This window comes from Burkholderia sp. 22PA0106, assembly GCF_047497155.1.
Taxonomy (GTDB): domain Bacteria; phylum Pseudomonadota; class Gammaproteobacteria; order Burkholderiales; family Burkholderiaceae; genus Burkholderia.
In genome coordinates this window covers 3,388,856-3,410,234 of the sequence record NZ_CP163163.1, presented here as the reverse complement: position 1 = coordinate 3,410,234, position 21,379 = coordinate 3,388,856, and the positions used below count along the sequence as shown (strand labels likewise).

18 protein-coding genes are annotated in these 21,379 nt (G+C 67.8%); 10 read left to right on the top strand and 8 right to left on the bottom strand.

Annotated elements, in window-relative coordinates; translation table 11 throughout:
* The first annotated feature begins 80 nt into the window (after nt 1-80).
* The 3 genes from AB4850_RS30130 (at nt 81) to AB4850_RS30120 (ending at nt 4,603) form a co-directional block, all read left to right on the top strand.
* On the top strand, nt 81-2,516 hold the full coding sequence (locus AB4850_RS30130; protein WP_414443060.1) for a 3-hydroxyacyl-CoA dehydrogenase/enoyl-CoA hydratase family protein: 2,436 nt from the start codon (nt 81-83) through the stop codon (nt 2,514-2,516).
* Between the two features lie 19 nt (nt 2,517-2,535).
* Nucleotides 2,536-3,735 (top strand): acetyl-CoA C-acyltransferase, encoded by a 1,200-nt coding sequence (locus AB4850_RS30125; RefSeq protein WP_414443059.1) that lies wholly within the window; start codon nt 2,536-2,538, stop codon nt 3,733-3,735.
* A 100-nt stretch (nt 3,736-3,835) separates the two neighbouring features.
* A complete protein-coding gene (locus AB4850_RS30120; protein WP_414443058.1) occupies nt 3,836-4,603 on the top strand; it encodes an enoyl-CoA hydratase in 768 nt (255 codons plus the stop codon).
* A 61-nt stretch (nt 4,604-4,664) separates the two neighbouring features.
* On the opposite strand, the gene fdhD is transcribed toward AB4850_RS30120, so the two are convergent.
* A complete protein-coding gene (gene fdhD / locus AB4850_RS30115) occupies nt 4,665-5,492 on the bottom strand; it encodes a formate dehydrogenase accessory sulfurtransferase FdhD (RefSeq protein ID WP_414443057.1) in 828 nt (275 codons plus the stop codon).
* Between fdhD and AB4850_RS30110 the strand changes: the two genes are divergently transcribed.
* Nucleotides 5,483-6,190: a nitrate reductase associated protein gene (locus AB4850_RS30110; protein WP_414443056.1), complete on the top strand. Its 708-nt coding sequence runs from the start codon at nt 5,483-5,485 to the stop codon at nt 6,188-6,190. The two genes, fdhD and AB4850_RS30110, sit on opposite strands and share 10 nt — an antisense overlap.
* Before the next feature lie 27 nt (nt 6,191-6,217).
* Here AB4850_RS30110 and AB4850_RS30105 read toward each other — a convergent pair whose 3' ends face one another.
* The gene (locus AB4850_RS30105) at nt 6,218-6,616 is read right to left on the bottom strand and encodes an acyl-CoA thioesterase (protein ID WP_414443055.1); all 399 of its coding nucleotides are present in this window, start codon (nt 6,614-6,616) and stop codon (nt 6,218-6,220) included.
* A gap of 146 nt (nt 6,617-6,762) precedes the next feature.
* On the opposite strand from AB4850_RS30105, the gene AB4850_RS30100 reads away from it, so the two are divergent.
* Entirely contained in the window at nt 6,763-8,631 is a 1,869-nt protein-coding gene (locus AB4850_RS30100; RefSeq protein ID WP_414443054.1) for an ABCB family ABC transporter ATP-binding protein/permease, read from the top strand.
* Nucleotides 8,632-8,635: 4 nt separating this feature from the next.
* On the opposite strand, the gene murU is transcribed toward AB4850_RS30100, so the two are convergent.
* Both murU and AB4850_RS30090 read right to left on the bottom strand, forming a co-directional pair.
* Nucleotides 8,636-9,382 carry an N-acetylmuramate alpha-1-phosphate uridylyltransferase MurU gene (murU, locus tag AB4850_RS30095; RefSeq protein WP_414443053.1) on the bottom strand — a complete coding sequence of 249 codons (747 nt, stop codon included), beginning with the start codon at nt 9,380-9,382 and terminating at the stop codon, nt 8,636-8,638.
* A gap of 49 nt (nt 9,383-9,431) precedes the next feature.
* Nucleotides 9,432-10,499, bottom strand: a complete 1,068-nt coding sequence (locus AB4850_RS30090; RefSeq protein WP_414443052.1) for an aminoglycoside phosphotransferase family protein — start codon at nt 10,497-10,499, stop codon at nt 9,432-9,434.
* Between the two features lie 237 nt (nt 10,500-10,736).
* Between AB4850_RS30090 and AB4850_RS30085 the strand changes: the two genes are divergently transcribed.
* The 5 genes from AB4850_RS30085 (at nt 10,737) to gloA (ending at nt 16,853) form a co-directional block, all read left to right on the top strand.
* Nucleotides 10,737-13,097, top strand: a complete 2,361-nt coding sequence (locus AB4850_RS30085) for an LPS-assembly protein LptD (protein ID WP_414443051.1) — start codon at nt 10,737-10,739, stop codon at nt 13,095-13,097.
* A 58-nt stretch (nt 13,098-13,155) separates the two neighbouring features.
* Nucleotides 13,156-14,511 (top strand): peptidylprolyl isomerase, encoded by a 1,356-nt coding sequence (locus AB4850_RS30080; protein WP_414443050.1) that lies wholly within the window; start codon nt 13,156-13,158, stop codon nt 14,509-14,511.
* Between the two features lie 11 nt (nt 14,512-14,522).
* Nucleotides 14,523-15,506, top strand: a complete 984-nt coding sequence (gene pdxA, locus AB4850_RS30075; protein ID WP_414443049.1) for a 4-hydroxythreonine-4-phosphate dehydrogenase PdxA — start codon at nt 14,523-14,525, stop codon at nt 15,504-15,506.
* A 37-nt stretch (nt 15,507-15,543) separates the two neighbouring features.
* Complete coding sequence (gene rsmA / locus AB4850_RS30070; RefSeq protein WP_414443048.1) at nt 15,544-16,365, top strand: 16S rRNA (adenine(1518)-N(6)/adenine(1519)-N(6))-dimethyltransferase RsmA; 822 nt, start codon at nt 15,544-15,546, stop codon at nt 16,363-16,365.
* A gap of 86 nt (nt 16,366-16,451) precedes the next feature.
* Nucleotides 16,452-16,853, top strand: a complete 402-nt coding sequence (gene gloA, locus AB4850_RS30065; protein ID WP_414443047.1) for a lactoylglutathione lyase — start codon at nt 16,452-16,454, stop codon at nt 16,851-16,853.
* Between the two features lie 81 nt (nt 16,854-16,934).
* On the opposite strand, the gene AB4850_RS30060 is transcribed toward gloA, so the two are convergent.
* The 4 genes from AB4850_RS30060 to glyS form a co-directional block, all read right to left on the bottom strand.
* On the bottom strand, nt 16,935-17,777 hold the full coding sequence (locus AB4850_RS30060; protein ID WP_414443046.1) for a M48 family metallopeptidase: 843 nt from the start codon (nt 17,775-17,777) through the stop codon (nt 16,935-16,937).
* Between the two features lie 45 nt (nt 17,778-17,822).
* Nucleotides 17,823-18,602 (bottom strand): lysophospholipid acyltransferase family protein, encoded by a 780-nt coding sequence (locus AB4850_RS30055; protein WP_414443045.1) that lies wholly within the window; start codon nt 18,600-18,602, stop codon nt 17,823-17,825.
* A 70-nt stretch (nt 18,603-18,672) separates the two neighbouring features.
* Entirely contained in the window at nt 18,673-19,227 is a 555-nt protein-coding gene (gene gmhB / locus AB4850_RS30050) for a D-glycero-beta-D-manno-heptose 1,7-bisphosphate 7-phosphatase (RefSeq protein WP_414443044.1), read from the bottom strand.
* A gap of 37 nt (nt 19,228-19,264) precedes the next feature.
* On the bottom strand, nt 19,265-21,364 hold the full coding sequence (gene glyS / locus AB4850_RS30045; protein WP_414443043.1) for a glycine--tRNA ligase subunit beta: 2,100 nt from the start codon (nt 21,362-21,364) through the stop codon (nt 19,265-19,267).
* Between the last annotated feature and the right edge of the window lie 15 nt (nt 21,365-21,379).

Genomic DNA, 21,379 nt, shown 5'->3' with positions numbered 1-21,379 from the left:
ACACCTCGCACTCTCATACGCCGCGTCGTCCGACTCCCAGCCCGCCGGGCACGACGCGCGTTTCCATCCGGAGGAATCCCGTGAGCAATTTCATCATTCGCAAGGTCGCCGTGCTCGGCGCCGGCGTGATGGGCGCGCAGATCGCCGCGCATCTCGTCAACGCGCGCGTCCCGGTGCTGCTGTTCGATCTGCCGGCCAAGGAAGGCCCGAAGAACGGCATCGCGCTGAAGGCGATCGAGAATCTCAAGAAGCTGTCGCCCGCGCCGTTCGGTGTGAAGGACGACGCGAAATACCTCGAACCGGCCAACTACGAAGACGACATCGCCAAGCTCGCCGAGTGCGACCTCGTGATCGAGGCCATCGCCGAGCGCATGGACTGGAAGCACGACCTCTACAAGAAGGTCGCGCCGCATATCGGGCCGAACGCGATCTTCGCGTCGAACACCTCGGGCCTGTCGATCACGGCGCTGTCGGATGGTTTTGCCGACGAGTTGAAGGCCCGCTTCTGCGGCGTGCACTTCTTCAATCCGCCGCGCTACATGCACCTCGTCGAACTGATCCCGACCGCCCACACGCGGCCCGAGATCCTCGACCAGCTCGAAACCTTCCTGACCAGCGTGGTCGGCAAGGGCGTGGTGCACGCCAAGGACACGCCGAACTTCATCGCGAACCGCGTCGGCATCTTCTCGATCCTGGCGGTGATCACCGAGGCCGCCAAGTTCGGCCTGCGCTTCGACGAAGTGGACGACCTGACCGGCGCGCGCCTGGGCCGCGCCAAGTCGGCCACGTTCCGCACTGCCGACGTGGTGGGCCTCGACACGATGGCGCACGTCATCAAGACGATGCAGGACAACCTCGCCGACGATCCGTTCTTCCCCGTGTACGAAACCCCGCCGGTGCTCGCCGAGCTGGTCAAGCAGGGCGCGCTCGGTCAGAAGACGGGCGCGGGCTTCTACAAGAAGGAAGGCAAGGCGATCAAGGTGCTCGATCCGAAATCGGGCAGCTACGTGGACGGCGGCGCAAAGGCCGACGAAACCGTGGGCCGCATCCTCAAGCGCCCGCCGGCCGAGCGCCTGAAGCTGCTGCGCGAGTCCACGCATCCGCAGGCGCAGTTCCTGTGGTCGGTGTTCCGCGACGTGTTCCATTACATCGGTTACCACCTCGAATCGATCGCCGACAACGCGCGCGACGTCGACCTCGCGATCCGCTGGGGCTTCGGCTGGAGCGAAGGCCCGTTCGAAGGCTGGCAGGCGGCGGGCTGGAAGCAGATCGCCGAATGGGTGCAGGAAGACATCGCGGCCGGCAAGGCGCTCGCCAACGTGCCGCTGCCGTCGTGGGTGCTCGAAGGCGCAGTGGCCGAGAAGGGCGGCGTGCATACCGACGAAGGCTCGTGGTCGCCGGCCGCCGGCAAATTCGTGCCGCGCTCGACGCTGCCCGTGTATGAGCGCCAGGTGTTCCGCGCACCGCTGATCGGCGAGGCCGGACGCGATCCGAAGACGTGGGGCAAGACGCTGATCGAAACCGATTCGGTGCGTGCCTGGGTGGACGAGCGCGCCGGCCAGGACGACGTGGTGATCGTCTCGTTCAAGTCGAAGATGAACACCATCGGCCCGGGCGTGATCGACGGGCTGGTGCAGGCGATCGAGCTGGCCGAGAAGGACTACAAGGCCGTGGTGATCTGGCAGCCGACCTCGCTGAAGCTCGGCACGCCGGGCGGCCCGTTCTCCGCCGGTGCGAATCTCGAGGAGGCGATGCCCGCGTTCATGATGGGCGGCGCGAAGGGCATCGAGCCGTTCGTCAAGAAGTTCCAGGAAGGCATGCTGCGCGTGAAGTACGCGAACGTGCCGGTGGTGGCGGCCGTGTCGGGCATCGCGCTCGGCGGCGGTTGCGAACTGATGCTGCACAGCGCCAAGCGCGTGGTGCACGTCGAGAGCTACGTCGGCCTGGTGGAAGTGGGCGTGGGCCTGGTGCCGGCCGGCGGCGGCCTCAAGGAAGCGGCGCTGCGCGCGGCCGAAGCCGCCACGGCGGCCGGTGCCACCACCGACATCCTGAAGTTCGTCACCAAGTCGTTCGAGAACGCGGCGATGGCGAAGGTGTCGGCCTCGGCGCACGATGCGCGTGCGATGGGCTACGTGAAGCCGTCGGACACCATCGTGCTCAACGTGTTCGAACTGCTCGACGTGGCGCGCAAGGAAGCGCGCGCGCTGGCCGATGCCGGCTACCGCGCGCCGCTGAAGGCCCGTGAAATTCCGGTGGCGGGCCGCTCGGCGATCTCGACCATCAAGGCGCAGCTCGTCAACATGCGCGACGGCCGCTTCATCAGCGAGCACGACTACCGCATCGCCAGCCGCATCGCGGAAGCGGTGTGCGGCGGCGACGTCGAAGCCGGCAGCACGGTGGACGAGGAGTGGCTGCTCGCGCTGGAGCGCCGCGCCTTCGTCGAACTGCTCGGCACGCAGAAGACGCAGGAACGGATCATGGGCATGTTGCAGACCGGCAAGCCGGTGCGTAACTGAGCGACCTAAGGAGCTTCAAATGAGCAAACAACTGCAAGACGCCTACATCGTCGCCGCGAGCCGCACGCCGATCGGCAAGGCCCCGCGCGGCGCGTTCAAGAACACGCGCCCCGACGAGTTGCTGGTGCATGCGATCAAGGCGGCCGTCGCCCAGGTGCCCGGCCTCGATACCAAGCTGATCGAGGATGCCATCATCGGCTGCGCTATCCCCGAAGCCGAGCAGGGCCTGAACGTGGCGCGCATGGGCGCGTTGCTGGCCGGCCTGCCGAACACGGTCGGCGGCGTGACCGTCAACCGCTTCTGCGCATCGGGCATCACCGCGTTGGCGATGGCGGCAGACCGGATTCGCGTGGGCGAATCCGACGCGCTGATCGCGGGCGGCTGCGAATCGATGAGCATGGTGCCGATGATGGGCAACAAGCCGTCGCTGTCGCCGCACATCTTCGATCGCAATGAGGATGTCGGCATCGCCTACGGCATGGGCCTGACGGCCGAGCGCGTGGCCGAGCAGTGGAAGGTGAGCCGCGAGGATCAGGACGCGTTCTCGGTCGAATCGCACCGCAAGGCGTTCGCCGCGCAGCAGGCCGGCGAGTTCGGCGACGAGATCGCGCCGTACCTGATCACCGAGCGTTTCCCGAACCTCTCCACCGGTGAAATCGACGTGCTGACGCGCGAGCTCAAGCTCGACGAAGGCCCGCGCGCCGACACCTCGCCGGAGGGCCTGGCCAAGCTGCGCACCGTGTTCGCCAACAAGGGCTCGGTCACGGCCGGCAACAGCTCGCAGACGTCGGACGGCGCCGGTGCGCTGATCGTCGTGTCGGAGAAGGTGCTCAAGGAATTCAACCTGACGCCGCTGGCGCGCTTCGTCAGCTTCGCGGTGCGCGGCGTGCCGCCGGAAATCATGGGCATCGGCCCTAAGGAAGCGATTCCGGCCGCGCTGAAGGCCGCCGGCCTCAAGCAGGACGATCTCGACTGGATCGAACTGAACGAGGCGTTCGCGGCGCAATCGCTGGCCGTGATCCGCGACCTGGGCCTCGATCCGTCGAAGGTCAACCCGATGGGCGGCGCGATCGCACTGGGCCACCCGCTCGGCGCGACCGGCGCGATCCGCGCGGCCACCGTGGTGCACGCGCTGCGCCGCCGCAACCTGAAGTACGGGATGGTCACGATGTGCGTCGGCACCGGCATGGGCGCCGCCGGCATCATCGAACGGCTGTAAGCGGGCTTCGCAGCCGATCACGGCGGTGCGCGGGCAAACGCTCGCGCACCGCTTTTTTACGCACGAGATTTTTACGCACGAGATACGAGGAGACGGTGAGATGGATATCCAGACCGACGTCGCGGACGGCGTCCTGACGATCACGATCGCGCGCCCCGCGAAGAAGAACGCGATCACGGCGGCGATGTATCAGGCGATGGCCGATGCGCTGGCCGGCGCGCAGGACGACAGCGCGGTACGCGTGATCCTGATTCGTGGCAGCGACGGCAATTTCAGCGCCGGCAACGACCTCGAGGATTTCATGAAGTCGCCGCCGAACACACCCGACGCGCCGGTGTTCCAGTTCCTGGACCGGATCAGCACGGCGGCCAAGCCGATCGTCGCGGCGGTGCCGGGCATCGCGGTGGGCGTGGGCGTGACGATGCTGCTGCATTGCGATCTGGTGTACGCGGCCGATACGGCCAAGCTGTCGCTGCCGTTCACGCAGTTGGGGCTGTGCCCGGAAGCGGCATCGAGCCTGCTGCTGACACGCCTGACGGGCCACCAGATCGCCGCCGAGAAGCTGATGCTCGGCGAGCCGTTCGACTCGCTCGAAGCGCACCGCATCGGCATCGTCAATCGCGTGCTGCCGGCCGCCGAACTCGACGCGTTCGCGGCGCGGCAGGCTGCGAAGCTGGCGGCGTTGCCGGCTTCGTCGTTGCGCGTGACCAAGGCGCTGATCAAGCGCACCGGCAGCGCGATCGAGGTGGCGCAGCGCATGGACGAGGAAGCGCGCCATTTCGGCGAGATGCTGCGCGGGCCGGAAGCGCGCGAGGCGATCAGCGCGTTCTTCGAGAAGCGCAAGCCCGATTTCCGTCAGTTCGACTGAAGGCGTTGGAGGCGCGGGTACGGCCCGGCCATGATTGGCCGGCTCGTACCCGCGCGTGACATCAGGCCGTGCCGTAATCCACGTAGCCCGATTCGCGGCAGAAGCTGACGAGCCGCAGGCCCGCTTCCCGCGCGATCGCGATCGCCAGCGACGACGGCGCCGAAATCGTCGCCACCAGCGGAATGCCGACGCGCGCGGCCTTGCGCACCAGCTCGTAGCTGGCGCGGCTCGACAGGAACACGAAGCCGTCGGTCAGATCGGCGCGCGCGAGCACCAGATGGCCGATCAGCTTGTCGAGCGCGTTGTGGCGGCCGACATCCTCGAACGCGCAGCGGATCGCGCCCGTGGCGTCGCACCAGGCGGCCGCGTGCAGGCCACCCGTCAGTTTGGTCAGCGCCTGATGCTCGGGCAGCGCGCGTGCCGCCTGCGCCAGCGCGTCGGGCGCCAGGCGATCGAGAAAGCCGGTCACGGGCACGCGTTCGGGGGCCAGGTCGAGCAGGTCGATGCTCTCGACGCCGCATACGCCGCAACCGGTGCGCCCGGCCAGCGCCCGGCGCCGGTCCTTCAGCGCGAGAAACGCCTGCTGAATCACGTCGAGCTGGATTTCCGCGTGGGGAATGGCCGCGTCGGTGCGCAGCGTCACTTCGATATCCTTGATGTCGGCGCCGCGCGAGACGATCCCTTCCGAGATCGAGAAGCCCACCGCGAACGCTTCCAGGTCGCGCGGCGTGCACATCATCACCGCGTGCGAGATGCCGTTGTACACCAGCGCGACGGGCCATTCCTGGCCGACGTGATCGGCGGTGCCGGCGATCTCGCCGCCGCGGTAGCGCGAGATCGCGACTTCGACGGCGCCGTTCGGTTCGAGGGATTCGAGGGATGGGTTCAACGGAGGCTCCAGCGGGGGGCAGCGGGTTCTGCAGATTCATGGTGTGCCGGCACGACGCATGCACGGGCAAGCGCGGCCGCGCGGACGGGTTCTACAATACCGGATCGCGGCGAATCCCGTCGCCCGCCACTCGGCCTTTCACTACCGGAATACGCATGGAACTGAGCGACGCGCCGTTGCTGTTCGGCTTCGAGATCGATTCGTCGGAGGATTTCACGTTCATCCCGATGATCGTGCGCTTTCACCTGGATCGTTGCGGGCTGCGGATCTCGCTCGATCAGTGGCAGCGGCTGCCGCTCGACGCGCGCAAGCGGCTGGCCCGTTTCCCGGTGGCGGCCGGCGCCGGTCCGGACATGGCTCCCGACAGGGAAAATCCCGAGCCCGAGCCCGAGTCCGAGCTCAAGTCCGAGCTCGACATGGGCTTCGGCGAGGCACTCGCGGGGCTGTTGCACGCGCAGGGCGTCGAGGCCGCCGAAACGTTCGAGCCGGAGCCCGCGCCCGGCTGGGCGAATCGGGCGGCAGTGCCTTCGGCGCTGGTTGCACAGTGCGCGCTGGCCTGCCTGCCCGCGCCGTCGCCGGCGCAATGGGCCGCGCTTGGGGCCTTCGAGCGCTACGTGCTGGCCAAGCTGTCGCGCAAGCCGAAGCTCAACCACGATTTCATCCCGGCCATGCGCGAGTTCGCGCTGGCGCCGGCCTGAGCCGGCAGCCGGCGATCGGCAGCCAGCTCAGGCGACCGGCGGCAACGCGCGCGGGCGGCGCTCCGAATCGGTCGCCACGTAGGTCAGCGTGGCCTCGGTCACCTTTACCACCTCGCCGGCCAGCCCCATGCGCTGCGCATACACTTCCACGCCGATCGTGATCGAGGTGTTGCCGGTCTTGACGATCTGCGCGTAGAAGCTGACCAGATCGCCGACGAACACCGGCTGCTTGAACACGAAGGAATTGACCGCCACCGTCGCCACCCGGCCGTTGGCGCGGCGGCTGGCCGGGATCGAGCCGGCGATGTCGACCTGCGACATGATCCAGCCGCCGAACACGTCGCCGTGGACGTTCGCCTCGGACGGTTGCGGGACGACGCGCAGCGCGGGCTGCTGTTGCGGGAGTTGCGGCGACGATTCGGTCATGACGGGGGTTCCACTCGGTGATGGCCGGCGCGACGCGACCGGAGGGCAGCGACGCGAATCGGCTTCTGCGACAATGCAGGCTTCCGAAATTGTACGAGAAAGCGCGTGTCCGGCCTTGCGCCGACGGCATGCGCACCGTCCCCCCCATGCGTCGCTTCCCCGCTTCCTCCGAACCTGCGCCGGCCGCCACCGGGCCGCGCAACGACTGGCAGACGATCCGCTCGCTGCTGCCCTACCTGACCACCTACAAGGGGCGGGTGCTGCTCGCGCTGTCCTGTCTGATCGGCGCGAAGCTGGCCAACCTCGGCGTGCCGATCGTCATGAAGCGGATCGTCGACGGCCTCGCGCCGGTCCAGCATCTGCAGGCGCTCGGCCGTGCCGAACAGTCGGCGCCGATCGTGCTGGCGGGCGGCATCGGCCTGCTGGTGGTGGCGTATGCGCTGGTGCGGCTGTCCACCTCGCTGTTTACCGAGCTGCGCGAGATGCTGTTCGCCAAGGTGACCGAGAGCGCGGTGCGCCAGCTTGCGTTGCAGGTGTTCCGGCATCTGCACGGGCTGTCGCTGCGCTTTCACCTCGACCGGCAGACGGGCGGCATGTCGCGCGACATCGAACGCGGCACGCGCGGCATCCAGCAACTGATTTCCTATTCGCTCTACAGCATCCTGCCGACGCTGATCGAGGTCGGGCTGGTGCTCGGCTTCTTCGTCGTGAAATACGACGCGTGGTACGCGATCATCACGCTCGGTGCGCTGGCCGGCTACGTGGTGTTCACGATCAAGGTCACGGAATGGCGCACGCACTATCGCCGCACCATGAACGAGCTCGATTCGCGAGCCAGTTCGCGCGCGATCGATTCGCTGATCAACTACGAGACGGTCAAGTACTTCAGCAACGAGGAATGGGAAGCGCGGCGCTACGACGAGAACCTGCAACGCTATCGGCAGGCCGCGATCCGTTCGCAGCGCTCGCTGTCGCTGCTCAATTTCGGGCAGCAGGCGATCATCGGCGTGGGCCTCGTGCTGATCCTCTGGCGCGCCACGCAGGGCGTGCTGGCCGGGCACCTGACGCTCGGCGATCTGGTGCTGATCAACACGTTCATGCTGCAGCTCTACATCCCGCTGAATTTCCTCGGCATTGTCTATCGCGAACTGAAGCAGAGCCTGACCGACATGGATCGCATGTTCGGGCTGCTGTCCGCGCCGCAGGAAGTGGCCGATGCGCCGGATGCGCCGGCGCTGGCGGTGAGTGGCGCGGCGGTGCGCTTCGAGCATGTCAACTTCTCGTACGAGCCGGCGCGGCAGATCCTCCACGATGTCAGCTTCACGATCGCGGCCGGCACGACCACGGCCGTGGTCGGTCACAGCGGCTCGGGCAAGTCGACGCTGTCGCGCCTGCTGTTCCGCTTCTACGATCTGCCGCGCGGCCCCGGCGGCGCGATCACGATCGACGGGCAGGACCTGCGCGATGTCACGCAGGCGTCGCTGCGCGCCTCGATCGGCATCGTGCCGCAGGACACCGTGCTGTTCAACGACACGATCCACTACAACATCGCCTACGGCCGGCCCGAGGCGACGCGCGAGGAGGTGATCGCGGCCGCGCGCGCCGCGCACATCCATGCGTTCGTGGAAGGGCTGCCGAACGGCTATGACACGACCGTCGGCGAGCGCGGCCTGAAGCTCTCGGGCGGCGAGAAGCAGCGCGTGGCGATCGCGCGCACGATCCTCAAGAACCCGCCGGTGCTGGTGTTCGACGAGGCCACCTCGGCGCTCGATTCGCGCTCGGAGCGCGCGATCCAGCAGGAGCTGGAGCAGATCGCGCGGCATCGCACGACGCTCGTGATCGCGCACCGGCTGTCGACCGTGGTGCACGCCGCACAGATCATCGTGATGGATCGCGGGCGGATCGTGGAGCGCGGCACGCACGACGAACTGGTGCGCGCGGGCGGCCACTATGCGCAGATGTGGGCGCTGCAACAGCAGCAGCGCGAGGTGGCGCCCGAGGTGCCCGGGGCCTGAGGGCTCAGGCGGTGGGGTGGTCGCGACCGCGCAGCCGCGCGTCGAGTTCGGCGAGCTGCGCCGGCGTGCCGACGTTCTCCCACAGGCCGTCGTAGCGCTCGCCGGTCGCGCGGCCGGCGGCGATGGTGTCGCGGTAATAGGGCGTCAGCGCGCGGCGCGTACCGGGCGGCAGGTCGGCGAACATGCGCAGGTCGTAGAGCCCGATATTGCCGAACGTGAAGCGCGTTGCGTCGGTATCGGCGGCATCGGCGGCGTCGAGCGACAGCCGGCCGTGGCCGTCGAGCGCGAAATCGCCGTGCGGATGGAAGACCGGATTCGGCACCATCACCAGGTGCAGGCCCGGCGCGTCGAGCGCGGCCATCGCGGCGGCGCGCTCGCGCAGCGAGGCGTAATCGAATTCACAGAACACGTCGCCGCTGACGGCCACGAAGATCGGCGACGGCCCGTCGAGCAGCGGCCGCGCCTGGGCGATGCCGCCGGCCGTCTCCAGCGCCTCGCCTTCGGGCGAATAGCGCAGTTGCACGCCCCAGCGCGAGCCGTCGCCGAGCGCGGCCTCGATCTGTTCGCCGAGCCAGGCGTGGTTGATCACGATGGTGGTGAAGCCGGCCGCGGCGAGCCGCTCGATCTGCCAGACGATCAGCGGTTTGCCGCCGGCTTCGAGCAGCGGTTTCGGGCAGTGGTCGGTGAGCGGGCGCATCCGTTCGCCGCGTCCGGCGGCGAAGATCATCGCGGTATCGAGCTTGACGGTCATCGGGGCAAGGGCTGGAAGGCTGGAGCGGGAAGCGGAAGCGGGATGCGCGTCAGAACGTATAGCCGACTTCGACGGACGCCTGCCCCTCGAGTTCGTCGAGCAGCTTCGCGAACGGCGCGAGCGGCCGGTAGCGCTGCGCAACCTTGCGCGCATAGCCGAGGAAGCGCGGCAGATCGTCGAGGTAGTGCGGCTTGCCGTCGCGATAGTGGATGCGCGGGAACAGCCCGAGCACCTTGATGTGGCGCTGCAGGCCCGTCCATTCGAGCTGGCGGTAGAACTCGCCGAAATCGGCATCGACCGGCAGGCCGGCCTTGCGGGCGCGTTCCCAGTAGTAGACGAAGCAGTCGAGCTCGAATTCCTCGTCCCAACTGATGAACGCGTCGCGCAGCAGCGAGACGACGTCGTACGACAGCGGCCCCCACACGGCATCCTGGAAATCGAGCACGCCGGGATTCGGCTCGGCGATCATCAGGTTGCGCGGCATGAAGTCGCGCAGCATGAAGCCTTGCGGCTGCGACAAGCCGTTCGCCACCAGCAGCGCGAAGGTGCGGTCGAGCACGCCGCGCTGGCGCTCGTCGAGCGTCTTGCCCAGATGGCGGCCGACGAACCATTCCGGCATCAGTTCCATCTCGCGGCGCAGGAACGCCTCGTCGAAGGCCGGCAGCACGCCCTCGCGCGAGGCAAGCTGCCAGCGGATCAGCGCGTCGAGCGCGTCGCGCAGCAGCGGCTTCGCGGCGGCGGTGTCGGCGGGGTCGAGCGCGCCGATGTAGGTGGCCGTGCCGAGATCGGTGACCAGCATGAAGCCCGCCTCGAAATCGTGTTCGAGCACCCGGGGCGCGTGCAGGCCGGCCGCCTCGAGCAGGCCGGCGATCTGCACGAACTCGCGGCATTTCTCGGGCGGCGGCGCGTCGACCGCGATGACCGTGCCGCCGGCCGCCGTGCCGCTCGCGAGCCGGAAATAGCGCCGGAAGCTCGCATCGGCCGAGGCTGGCGCGAGCGTGGCGAGATCCAGCGCGTAACGGCTGCCGAAGCCGGCCAGCCAGGCGAGCAGTTGGTCGCGGCGCGGGTCGGTGCTGTCGGGAGTGGGCGAGGCGGGGGCGGTGGAAGGGAGCGTCATCGAACGAAACGGAAACTCGGGGGAGGGGGGAACGTCTTGCCATATAATACCCCACGACTTTTTTGACGCGTCCCGTGTCAATCCCCCGCCGGTTGCGGGGCCGCAGCCCGCCTGCGGCCCGTCGAGCTGCCCGCCGATCGCCCCCTTCGTGTGCGTCCGACGCAGTCACGGTTCGATTGCGCGGGGGGCTCGACGTGCGAACGCAGGGGTCCTCCGGGGCCGACTCGCCCGATATCGATGCCGCCTAAACCGATTTTCCCGTTTGTCACCCGCAGCGAGCCCGCGACGCGCAAACGGCGCCTCGCGGTTGCCCTGCTCGCCGTACCGGGCTTCGTGCCCGTGGTCGCGCAGGCGCAGCTCGTGGGTTCGGCCGCGGTGCCGCAGCCGCTCGGCGCGTCGCCGTGGGATTTGCGCCTCGTGCCGCAGCTCGAGGAGCATCCGCTGCGCACCGGCAGCAAGCCGGCCGGCTTCGTGCTGGCCGACCACACGAACGGCACCACCGATCAGGATCTCGCCGCCAAGGGTTCGGCCGAGCTGCGGCGCGGCACGACCATCGTGAAGGCCGACGCGCTGCACTACGATCAGGACACCGACATGGCCGATGCCTACGGCAAGGTCACGGTGTCGGGCAACGGATCGACGTTCTACGGCCCGGAAGCGCACCTGAAGGTCGAGGCGAACCAGGGCACCATGAGCACGCCGAAGTACCGCTTCACGAGCTCCGGCGGCTCGGGCAGCGCGGCCAAGGGCGAGTTGCTCGACAGCGAGCGCTCGGTGCTGACCGACGCCACCTATTCGGCCTGCAACTGCGACAACCCGGCCTGGTACATCAAGGGCAGCCGTTTCGAATTCGACACCGGTGCCGACGAAGGCGTGGCGCGCGACGGCGTGCTGTTCTTCCAGGGCGTGCCGATCTTCGCCAGCCCGTGGCTGACGTTCCCGCTGTCGGGCGAGCGGCGTAGCGGCTTCCTGCCGCCCACGGTTTCGGTGAGCTCGACCAACGGCTTCGAGCTGGCCACGCCGTATTACTTCAACATCGCGCCGAACCGCGACCTGACGCTGACGCCGGAGCTCATTTCCAAGCGCGGCTTCTTCACGCGCGCCGAGTTCCGCTATCTGTCGCCGAACTACGCCGGCTCGCTGACGGGCGAGTACCTGCCCGACGACCACCTGACGCACCGTAACCGCTACGCGATCTACTGGCAGCACCAGCAGAACTTCGGCGGCGGTTTCGGCGGCTACATCTACTACAACAAGGTCTCGGACAGCACCTATCCGGAAGACCTCGGTTCGACGAACCAGTTCGCCAACGGCACGCAAACCCTGTATCAACAGGAAGCGGGCCTGACGTATAACAACGGCCCGTGGGCCGTGCTGGCGCGCTATCAGCACTGGCAGACGCTGCCGCCGTCGATCGCGCCGTACGGCCGCGAGCCGCAGTTGAACGTCAAGTACACGAAGTACGACGTCGGCGGCTTCGATTTCGGCGCGGAAGCCGATTACTCGCGGTTCCGCATCACCACCGCGGATCAGCCGGAAGGCGACCGCGTGATGTTCAACCCGTACGTGTCGTACGGCGTCTACGGCCCCGGCTACTTCTTCGTGCCGAAGGCGCAGATGCACATCGCATCCTACGACCTGACCACCACGACGGGCGGCATTCCGGGCCAGCCGAAGCGCTTCACCTACTCGATTCCGACGCTCTCGCTCGACAGCGGGCTGGTGTTCGACCGTTCGGTGCGGCTGTTCGGGCAGGACTTCATCCAGACGCTCGAACCGCGCCTGTTCTACGTCTACACGCCGTACCGCAACCAGCTCAACGCGCCGCTGTTCGACACGGCCGAATCGGATTTCGGGCTTGCCGAGATCTTCACGACGAACACGTTCGTCGGCAACGACCGGATCGCCGACGAAAACCGCCTGACGGCCGCGATCACCACGCGTTTCCTGAACCCGGCCACGGGCGACGAGCGCGCGCGCTTCGTGATCGCCCAGCAGTACTACTTCACCGATCAGCGCGTCACGCTCGGCCAGACCCAGGCCGCCACCCAGGCCCGCCATTCGGACCTGATCGTCGGCGCGTCGATCAAGCTGGGCGCGAATTTCGCGTCGGAAACGGCGTTCCAGTACAACGCGGACAACAACCAGCTCGTGAAATCGAGCGTGGGCTTCGGCTGGAGCCCGGCCGAGCGCCGCGTGATCAACGTTGCCTATCGCTACACGCGCGCCAACACCACGCTGGACAACGAGCCGATCAACCAGGTGCTGATCTCGGGCCAATGGCCGCTCACGCGCCGCCTCTACGCGGTCGGCCGGTTCAACTACGATCTGGCCAGCAAGCGCGTGGTCGACGGTCTACTTGGCTTCCAGTACGATGCCGACTGCTGGGCGCTCGGCGTCGGCATCCAGCGCATCGCGAACGGCGTGAACACGTCGGGGCAGCAGAACTCCGCGACGCGCTTCATGGCCCAACTGACGCTCAAGGGGCTCACGAGCGTCGACAACGGCCTCGTCGCCGCCTTCAAGGAAGGCGTCCCGGGCTACACGCCGCTGCCGCCGCAGGCGCCGCCGCTGGCCCGATTCAGCAACTATGACTAAAGCGTCCGCATCCGCTGCGGCGCGAGCCCAGCCTGCTTTCAATGGAGTTTCCGTGGCAATGAAGAAATCCCTTCGCTTCGCAGCAATCGTGTCCGGTCTGGTCGCCGTCATGTCGCTGCTGTCCGTCACCCCGGCGGCCGCGCAGGCGCTCGGCGCGAAAGGCGCGACGCTGGCCGACGAAGTCGTGGCGGTCGTCAACGACGGCGTGATCACGGGCCGCGAGCTCGATCAGCGCGTCAGCCTGATTTCGCGCCGCCTGCAACAGCAGAACTCGCCGGTGCCGCCGATGGACGAGCTGCGCTCGCAGGTGCTGAACCAGATGGTGGTGGAGCGCATCCAGTTGCAGAAGGCGAAGGAAGACGGCATCACCGTGACCGATGCGACCGTGCAAAGCACGCTGCAACGGCTCGCCGCGGCCAACAACATGACGCTCGACCAGTACCAGGCCCAGCTCGAGAAGCTCGGCGTGCCCTGGAGCACGTTCGTCGGCGATGCGCGCAACGAACTGCTGCTGTCGCGCCTGCGCGAGAAGGAAGTCGACAGCAAGATCACCGTGACCGATTCCGAAGTGGCGGCCTACATCGCCAGCCAGCGTGGCCCGAACGCCGGTTCGCAGCAGGACGTGCGGCTCGAGCATATCTTCGTCGCCGCGCCGCAGAACGCGCCGGAAGCGCAGATCGACACCGCCCAGAAGAAGGCCGACGCGCTGCTCAAGCAGGCGCTCGCCTCGGGCACGAACTTCGAGAAGCTCGCCAAGAGCGATTCGGAAGCGAAGGACGCGAAGACGGGCGGCGATCTCGGCTTCAAGTCGCAAAGCGCGCTGCCGGCCGACGTCGTGCAGGCCGTCGCGCAACTGCGTCCCGGCCAGGTCAATCCGGCCCTGATCCGCGTGCCGGACGGCTTCGAAATCGTGCGTCTGGTCGACCGTCGCCCGGCGGCGGGCACCGCGGGCGCGTCGCCGAAGATCGTGCAAACCCACGTGCGCCACATCCTGCTGCGCGTCGGCGACGGCAAGTCCGAAGCCCAGGCGCGCCAGCAACTGATCGACATCCGTAACCAGGTCGAGGCCGGCGGCGATTTCGCCAACTTCGCGCGCACCTATTCGCAAGACGGCTCGGCCTCGCAAGGCGGCGACCTCGGCTGGATCAGCCCGGGCGAGACGGTGCCGGAATTCGAACGCGCCATGAACCAGCTTCAGGACGGCCAGGTCAGCCAGCCGGTGCGCAGCGAATACGGTTACCACTTGATCCAGGTGCTGGGCCGCCGCGACGCGGAAGGCTCGGTGCAGAAGCAGATGGACATCGCCCGTCAGGCGATCGGCCAGCGCAAGGCCGAGCAGGCGTATGCCGACTGGCTGCGCGAGCTGCGCGATTCGTCCTACGTGCAGATCAAGAACGCGCCGCTGGCGAACTGAGCCGTACCGCCATGTCCGACGCCCCGCTGCGCATCGCGATCACCACCGGCGAGCCGGCCGGCGTCGGTCCCGAGCTGTGCGCGCGGGCGCTGACGGAAGCGGCCACTCGCTGGCCCGATGCGCGTTTCGCGGTGTTGTGCGACGCGGCCCTGTTCGCCGAGCGCGCGCAGGCCGCGGGCGTCGATCCGGCGGTGCTCGGCGGCGGCGTCGACATCGTGCATCGGCCGCTGGCCGTGCCGTCGCAGGCAGGCCGGCTCGATGCGGCCAACGGCCCGTATGTGCTCGGCCTGCTCGACGCCGCGATCGACGGCGCCACGGCCGGCGAGTACGACGCGATCGTCACCGCGCCGCTGCAGAAAAGCACCATCAACGATGCCGGCGTGCCGTTTACCGGCCATACCGAATACCTGGCCGAACGCACCGGCACCGCGCGCGTCGTCATGATGCTGGCGGGCACCGGCGAACGGCCGTTGCGCGTCGCGCTGGCCACCACACACCTGCCGCTCAAGGACGTATCCGCCGCGCTCACCATCGACGGGCTGGTCGACACGCTGGCCATCATCGATCGCGACCTGCGCCGTCATTTCGGCCTCGCCGCGCCTCGCATCCTCGTGACCGGCCTGAACCCGCACGCGGGCGAGAACGGCTATCTGGGCCGCGAGGAAATCGACGTGATCTCGCCGGCGCTCGCGCAGGCCCAGGCGCGCGGCATCGATGCGCGCGGCCCGTATCCGGCCGACACCTTGTTCCAGCCACGCCATCTCGAACACGCCGATTGCGTGCTCGCGATGTTTCATGACCAGGGCCTGCCGGTCCTGAAGTACGCGACGTTCGGCGAAGGCATCAACGTCACGCTCGGCCTGCCGATCGTGCGGACCTCGGTCGATCACGGCACCGCGCTCGACCTGGCCGGCACCGGCCGCGCCGATTGCGGCAGCCTGATCGCCGCGCTCGATACCGCCGTGGCGATGGCACGTCACCGTCGCGCCGGCTGAAGCAGCCGTCACACCTTTTTCGTTTTTTTCGTTTTCGATGTCGAACAGCAGACAGCACCAGGGACACTTCGCGCGCAAGCGCTTCGGGCAGAACTTTCTCGTCGATCACGGCGTGATCGATTCGATCGTCAGGACGATTCGTCCCGTGCGAGGCGAGCGCATGGTCGAAATCGGGCCGGGCCTCGGTGCACTCACCGGCCCCGTGATCGAATGCCTCGCCACCGCCGAATCGCCGCTGCATGCGGTCGAACTCGATCGTGACCTGATCGGCCGCCTCAAGCAGCGCTTCGGCGAGCTGCTCGAACTGCACGCCGGCGATGCGCTGGCGTTCGACTTCGGCGCGCTGGCGCTGCCCGGCGACAAGCCCACGCTGCGCATCATCGGCAACCTGCCGTACAACATCTCCAGCCCGCTGCTGTTCCATCTGATGACGTTTGCCGAACGCGTCGTCGATCAGCACTTCATGTTGCAGAACGAGGTGGTCGAGCGGATGGTGGCCGAGCCGGGCTCGAAGGCGTTCAGCCGCCTGTCCGTGATGCTGCAATACCGCTACGTGATGGACAAGATGCTCGACGTGCCGCCCGAGTCGTTCCAGCCGCCGCCGAAGGTCGATTCGGCGATCGTGCGGATGATTCCGTACGCGCCGCACGAAATCGCGCCGGTCGATGTCGAGGTGCTCGGCGAGGTGGTCACGGCCGCGTTCTCGCAGCGCCGCAAGATGTTGCGCAACACGCTGCATGGGTATCGCGACACGGTGGATTTCGATGCGCTCGGTTTCGATCTGGCGCGTCGCGCCGAGGATGTCGGCGTGGCCGAATACGTCGATCTGGCGCAACGCGTGGCGGCTGCGCGCGCATAAGGTGTTCGCGGCGCGCCCGGCGAACATCGGCCGGGTCTGGTAAATTCGGCCGTTCCCAAAAAACAGTCCCCACGGAGTCCCTCATCATGCGAATGCTGCACACCATGCTGCGCGTCGGCGATCTCGACCGCTCGATCAAGTTCTATACGGAACTGCTCGGAATGAAGCTGCTGCGCCGCCACGACTACCCGGAAGGCAAGTTCACGCTGGCCTTCGTCGGTTACGAGGACGAAACCACGGGCACGGTGCTCGAGCTGACCCATAACTGGGATACCTCGTCGTACGAGCTCGGCACCGGCTACGGCCACATCGCCCTCGAAGTCGACGATGCCTACGCTGCCTGCGACGCCATCAAGGCGCAGGGCGGCAAGGTCACGCGCGAGGCCGGCCCGATGAAGCACGGCAAGACCGTGATCGCCTTCGTCGAAGATCCGGACGGCTACAAGATCGAGTTCATCCAGGCCGGCACGCGCGGCTCGCGCGACTGAACGGTTGGCCGGCAGTTGAGTTGCCGATGAAAAAAGCGCCCCGCGGGGCGCTTTTTCGTTGTGGGGTGCGTGAGCGGGTGCTTATAGCGCCGGCAGCAACTCGGGCGGATGGTTCTTGAGCGTGTGCCGCGCCTCGCGGAATTCCGGGAAGATCGATTCGACCGTCTGCCAGAACGCCGGGCTGTGGTTCATCTCGCGCAGATGCGAAAGCTCGTGCGCCACCACGTAATCGATGATCGAGATCGGGAAGTGCACGAGCCGCCAGTTCAGGCGGATCTTGCCGTCGCTCGAACAACTGCCCCAGCGCGTGGAGGCCGACGACAGCGCGTAGGCGCTGTAGCGGACGCCGAGCTTTTCGGCGTACACCACGAGCCGCTCGCCGAACACGCGCTTCGCTTCACCCTGCAGCCAGCCCTGCACGCGATCCTTGATCTGTTGCGCGTCGGCATGCACGGGCAGCCCCAGCGCGAGCACCGCGCGTTCGGCATGGTAGGTGAGCGTGCCGTCGGCCGAGGCCAGGGCGATTTCCACCGGCTTGCCGAGGTACGGAAGGCGCGCGCCGTCCTTCCAGTCGATCTGCGGCAGCGCGCGTTGCTCGATGCGGGTTTGCCATTCGGCCAGCTTGGCGAAGATCCAGCGGCGCTTCTCGGCGATCGCCGCCTCGACGTCGGCCAGCGTGACCCAGCGCGGCGCCGTGATGGTGAGGCCGCTGCCGTCGATCGCAAAGCCGATCGTGCGGCGCGCGGAGCGCCGCAACCGGTATTCGAGCACGCGCCCGTCGAGCGTCAGCTTGCGCAGCGAGCGGTCGCGCTCCGGCGACGGCGATGCGGACGGCGAGGGCGGCGGGCCGTCGAACAGCGGCAGATCGAGTTGGTGATGATCGAGTGCGACCACGGCGGGCCGCGGCCTGGGACGCTTGGGCATCAGATCGATTCGTTTGGCAGTACGCAATATGAATGAAACCTTGAATCAGGATCGTGCGGCGTGTGCCGGAGGTGTACCACCGTCCGCGCCACCGCTTTCGTGGCGGTAGGCTTCGGGATCGATGCGGCGCATTTCCGCTTCGATCCATTGCTCGACGCGCGTGTTCAACTCGTCGGGGCTCAGGCCGCGCGAATCGATCGGCTTGCCGATCGACACCGTGACTATACCCGGATACTTGGTGAACGAATTGCGTGGCCAGACGCGTCCTGCGTTGTGGGCGATCGGCACGACCGGGGCACCTGCGCCCACCGCGAAGCGGGCACCGCCCGTCTTGTATTTGCCCTGGCGGCCGGTGGGCGTGCGCGTGCCTTCGGGGAACATGATCACCCAGGCGCCTTCCGAGAGCCGCTTCTTGCCCTGGCGGATCACCGAGTCGAAAGCGTACTTGCCTTCCTTGCGGTTGATGTTGACCATGTGCAGCAGGCCGAGCGCCCAGCCGAAGAACGGCACGTAGAGCAGCTCGCGCTTGAACACGTAGCAGAGCGGGCGCGGCATCAGCGCCGGGAAGGCCAGCGTTTCCCAGGCCGATTGATGCTTCGAGAGCAGCACGGCGGGGCCGTCCGGCAGGTTTTCCATGCCTTCGATGCGGTAGCGGATGCCGTTCAGCACGCGCACCACGAAGAGCGTCGAACGGCACCAGCCGGCCGCCATCCAGTAGCGTGCGTCGGGGCGCAGGAACGGGAACGCGATGAAGCACGCGGTCGCATACGGCACCGTGTACAGCACGAGATAGAGAAACAGCAACAGGGAACGGATGATGAGCATCGGCTTGGTTCGGACGTAGGCGAAACAGCGGAAACGACGGAAACGGTGGAACGGGTGGCGCGCCGTCAGATCAGCCCGGCTCCCGTGACAGGAAATCGAGCGCGAACGCGCGCAGGTCGTCGTGCACGCGCGTGCCCTCGGGGAGGTTGCCGGCCGCGAGCGTCTTGCGGCCCTTGCCCGTGAGCACCAGATGCGGCCGGAAGCCGACCGCGACGCCGGCTTGCAGGTCGCGCAGCGAATCGCCGACGATCGGCGTTTCGTCCGCGTCGATCTCGAAGCGCTCCGAGATCATCGTCATCATGCCCGGCTTCGGCTTGCGGCAATCGCAGTTGTCGTTGGCCGTGTGCGGGCAGTAGAACACCGCGTCGATGCGCGCGCCGACCGTGGCGGCAGCCTTGTGCATCTTCAGATGCATGGCGTTGAGCGCCGCCATGTCGAACAGCCCGCGGCCGATGCCCGACTGGTTGGTGGCGACCACCACGCGGTAGCCCGCGTGGTTGAGCCGTGCGATCGCTTCGAGGCTGCCGGGCAGCGCGATCCACTCGTCGGGCGTCTTGATGAACGCATCCGAATCGACGTTGATGACGCCGTCCCGGTCGAGGACGACGAGCTTGCGGTGGGGCATGACGTTCTCCTGGCGCGCGTGACGTGGGGCGCGCCGCTTACGCGGCGAGCTTCGAGATGTCGGCGACGCAGTTCATCTGCTGATGCAGCGCCGACAGCAGCGCGAGGCGGTTCGCGCGCAGCGCGGGATCCTCGGCGTTGACCATCACGTCGTTGAAGAAGGTATCGACCGGGGCGCGCAGCGCGGCGAGCGCCGACAGCGCGCCCGTGTAGTCGCGCGCGGCCAGTTGCGACTGCACGCGCGGCGTGACTTCCGCCAGTTGCGCGGCGAGCGCCTGTTCGGCCGGCTCGGCCAGCAGGGCCGGTTGAACTTCGCCCGGCGCGCCGCCTTCCGACTTCTTCAGGATGTTCGAGATCCGCTTGTTGGCAGCGGCGAGCGCTTCCGCCTCGGTTAGACGCGTGAACTCGCGCACCGCATCGAGGCGGGCGATCAGGTCGTCGACGCGCGTCGGTTCGAGGCCGAGCACGGCTTCGATCTCGCCCGTCGAGTAGCCGCGCTCGCGCAGGATGCCGCGCAGGCGATCGAGGAAGAACGCGTAGATCGCGGCGGTCGAATCGGCCACGCCGTCGATGCCGGCGAAGCTCGCGTAGGCCGTGCGCAGCAGTTCGACGAGGTCGAGCGGCAACTGCTTTTCGAGCAGCAGGCGCAGCACGCCGAGCGCGTGACGGCGCAGCGCGAACGGGTCCTTCTCGCCCGTGGGCGCGAGGCCGATGCCCCAGATGCCGACGATCGTTTCGAGCTTGTCGGCCAGCGCAACCGCCGTGCTGACCGGCGCGGCCGGCAGCGTGTCGCCGGAGAAGCGAGGCTGGTAATGCTCGGTGCAGGCGACGGCGACTTCGTCCGGCTCGCCGTCGTGGCGCGCGTAGTAGGTGCCCATCGTGCCTTGCAGCTCGGGGAACTCGCCCACCATGTCGGTCAGCAGGTCGGCCTTGGCCAGGCGCGCGGCGCGTTGCGCGAGTGCGGCATCGGCGCCGACGGCCGGCGCGATCTGCGCGGCGATCGATTCGATCCGCTCGACGCGCGCGAGCTGCGAGCCGAGCTTGTTGTGATAGACGACGTTGGCCAGGCGCGGCACGCGATCGGCGAGGCGGGTCTTTTTATCGGTCTCGAAGAAGAACTTCGCATCGGCCAGGCGCGGGCGCACCACGCGCTCGTTGCCTTCGACGATGTCGCCCGGCGTGGGCGTCTCGATGTTCGAGACGATCAGGAAGCGCGAGCGCAGCTTGCCGGCGGCATCGGTCAGCGCGAAATACTTCTGGTTGGTCTGCATCGTCAGGATCAGGCATTCCTGAGGCACGTCCAGGAATTCGTCCTCGAAGTTGCAGGCATACACCACCGGCCATTCGACCAGCGCGTTGACCTCGTCGAGCAGCGCTTCGGGCATCACCACCGTGTCGCTTTCGGCATGGGCGGCGAGCGCCGTGCGGATCGATTCGCGGCGGTCGACGAAGTGCGCGATCACGCGGCCTTTCTCGCGCAGCGTATCGGCATAGGTTTCGGCCGAGCGGATCGCCACGGCGCCCGTCGACAGGAAGCGGTGGCCGAGCGTGGTGTCGCCGGCGTCGATGCCGAACGCGGTGACCGGCACGACCTGCGTGTCGTGCAGCACGGTCAGGCGCAGCACCGGGCGCACGAAGCGCACGTCGGTGCCGTCCGGGCGTTGATACGTCATCACCTTCGGGATCGGCAGCTTGGCGAGCGTGTCGTCGAGCGCGGCCTGCAGGCCGTCGGCCAGTTGCGCGCCGGGCGCCGAGTAGTTGATGAAGAACGCTTCGGCCTTGCCGTCCTGGGCGCGTTCGAGCGAATCGATGGCGAGGTCGGGGTGGCCGAGCGCCGCGAGCTTCTTCGCGAGCGGCGGGGTGGGCTTGCCTTCGGCGTCGAGTGCGACCGACACGGGCAGCACTTTCTCGCGAACCTGGCGATCCGGCGCGACGGCGCGCACGTTGCGGATCACCACGGCCAGGCGGCGCGGCGTGGCGTAGCGTTCGAACACGGGTTCGCCGTCGGTCAGGTCGCGCGCGGCGAGGCGCTGCGCGAGGCCTTCGGCAAAGGCGTCGCCGAGGCGGGCGAGCGCCTTCGGCGGCAGTTCCTCGGTCAGCAGTTCGACGAGGAGGGGAGCGGTATGGGTGTGCGTCATGGTGGGAGGAATCTC

Bases quoted from the DNA above. Each gene is read 5' to 3' on its own strand.
- gloA (WP_414443047.1), top strand. From the start codon at position 16,452: ATGCGAATGCTGCACACCATGCTGCGCGTCGGCGATCTCGACCGCTCG.
- AB4850_RS30090 (WP_414443052.1), bottom strand. From the start codon at position 10,499: ATGACGCTCCCTTCCACCGCCCCCGCCTCGCCCACTCCCGACAGCACC.
- AB4850_RS30125 (WP_414443059.1), top strand. From the start codon at position 2,536: ATGAGCAAACAACTGCAAGACGCCTACATCGTCGCCGCGAGCCGCACG.
- glyS (WP_414443043.1), bottom strand. From the start codon at position 21,364: ATGACGCACACCCATACCGCTCCCCTCCTCGTCGAACTGCTGACCGAG.
- murU (WP_414443053.1), bottom strand. From the start codon at position 9,382: ATGACCGTCAAGCTCGATACCGCGATGATCTTCGCCGCCGGACGCGGC.
- AB4850_RS30100 (WP_414443054.1), top strand. From the start codon at position 6,763: ATGCGTCGCTTCCCCGCTTCCTCCGAACCTGCGCCGGCCGCCACCGGG.
- AB4850_RS30085 (WP_414443051.1), top strand. From the start codon at position 10,737: ATGCCGCCTAAACCGATTTTCCCGTTTGTCACCCGCAGCGAGCCCGCG.
- AB4850_RS30080 (WP_414443050.1), top strand. From the start codon at position 13,156: ATGAAGAAATCCCTTCGCTTCGCAGCAATCGTGTCCGGTCTGGTCGCC.
- AB4850_RS30110 (WP_414443056.1), top strand. From the start codon at position 5,483: ATGGGTTCAACGGAGGCTCCAGCGGGGGGCAGCGGGTTCTGCAGATTC.
- AB4850_RS30055 (WP_414443045.1), bottom strand. From the start codon at position 18,602: ATGCTCATCATCCGTTCCCTGTTGCTGTTTCTCTATCTCGTGCTGTAC.
- gmhB (WP_414443044.1), bottom strand. From the start codon at position 19,227: ATGCCCCACCGCAAGCTCGTCGTCCTCGACCGGGACGGCGTCATCAAC.
- AB4850_RS30105 (WP_414443055.1), bottom strand. From the start codon at position 6,616: ATGACCGAATCGTCGCCGCAACTCCCGCAACAGCAGCCCGCGCTGCGC.
- AB4850_RS30120 (WP_414443058.1), top strand. From the start codon at position 3,836: ATGGATATCCAGACCGACGTCGCGGACGGCGTCCTGACGATCACGATC.
- pdxA (WP_414443049.1), top strand. From the start codon at position 14,523: ATGTCCGACGCCCCGCTGCGCATCGCGATCACCACCGGCGAGCCGGCC.
- AB4850_RS30060 (WP_414443046.1), bottom strand. From the start codon at position 17,777: ATGCCCAAGCGTCCCAGGCCGCGGCCCGCCGTGGTCGCACTCGATCAT.
- rsmA (WP_414443048.1), top strand. From the start codon at position 15,544: ATGTCGAACAGCAGACAGCACCAGGGACACTTCGCGCGCAAGCGCTTC.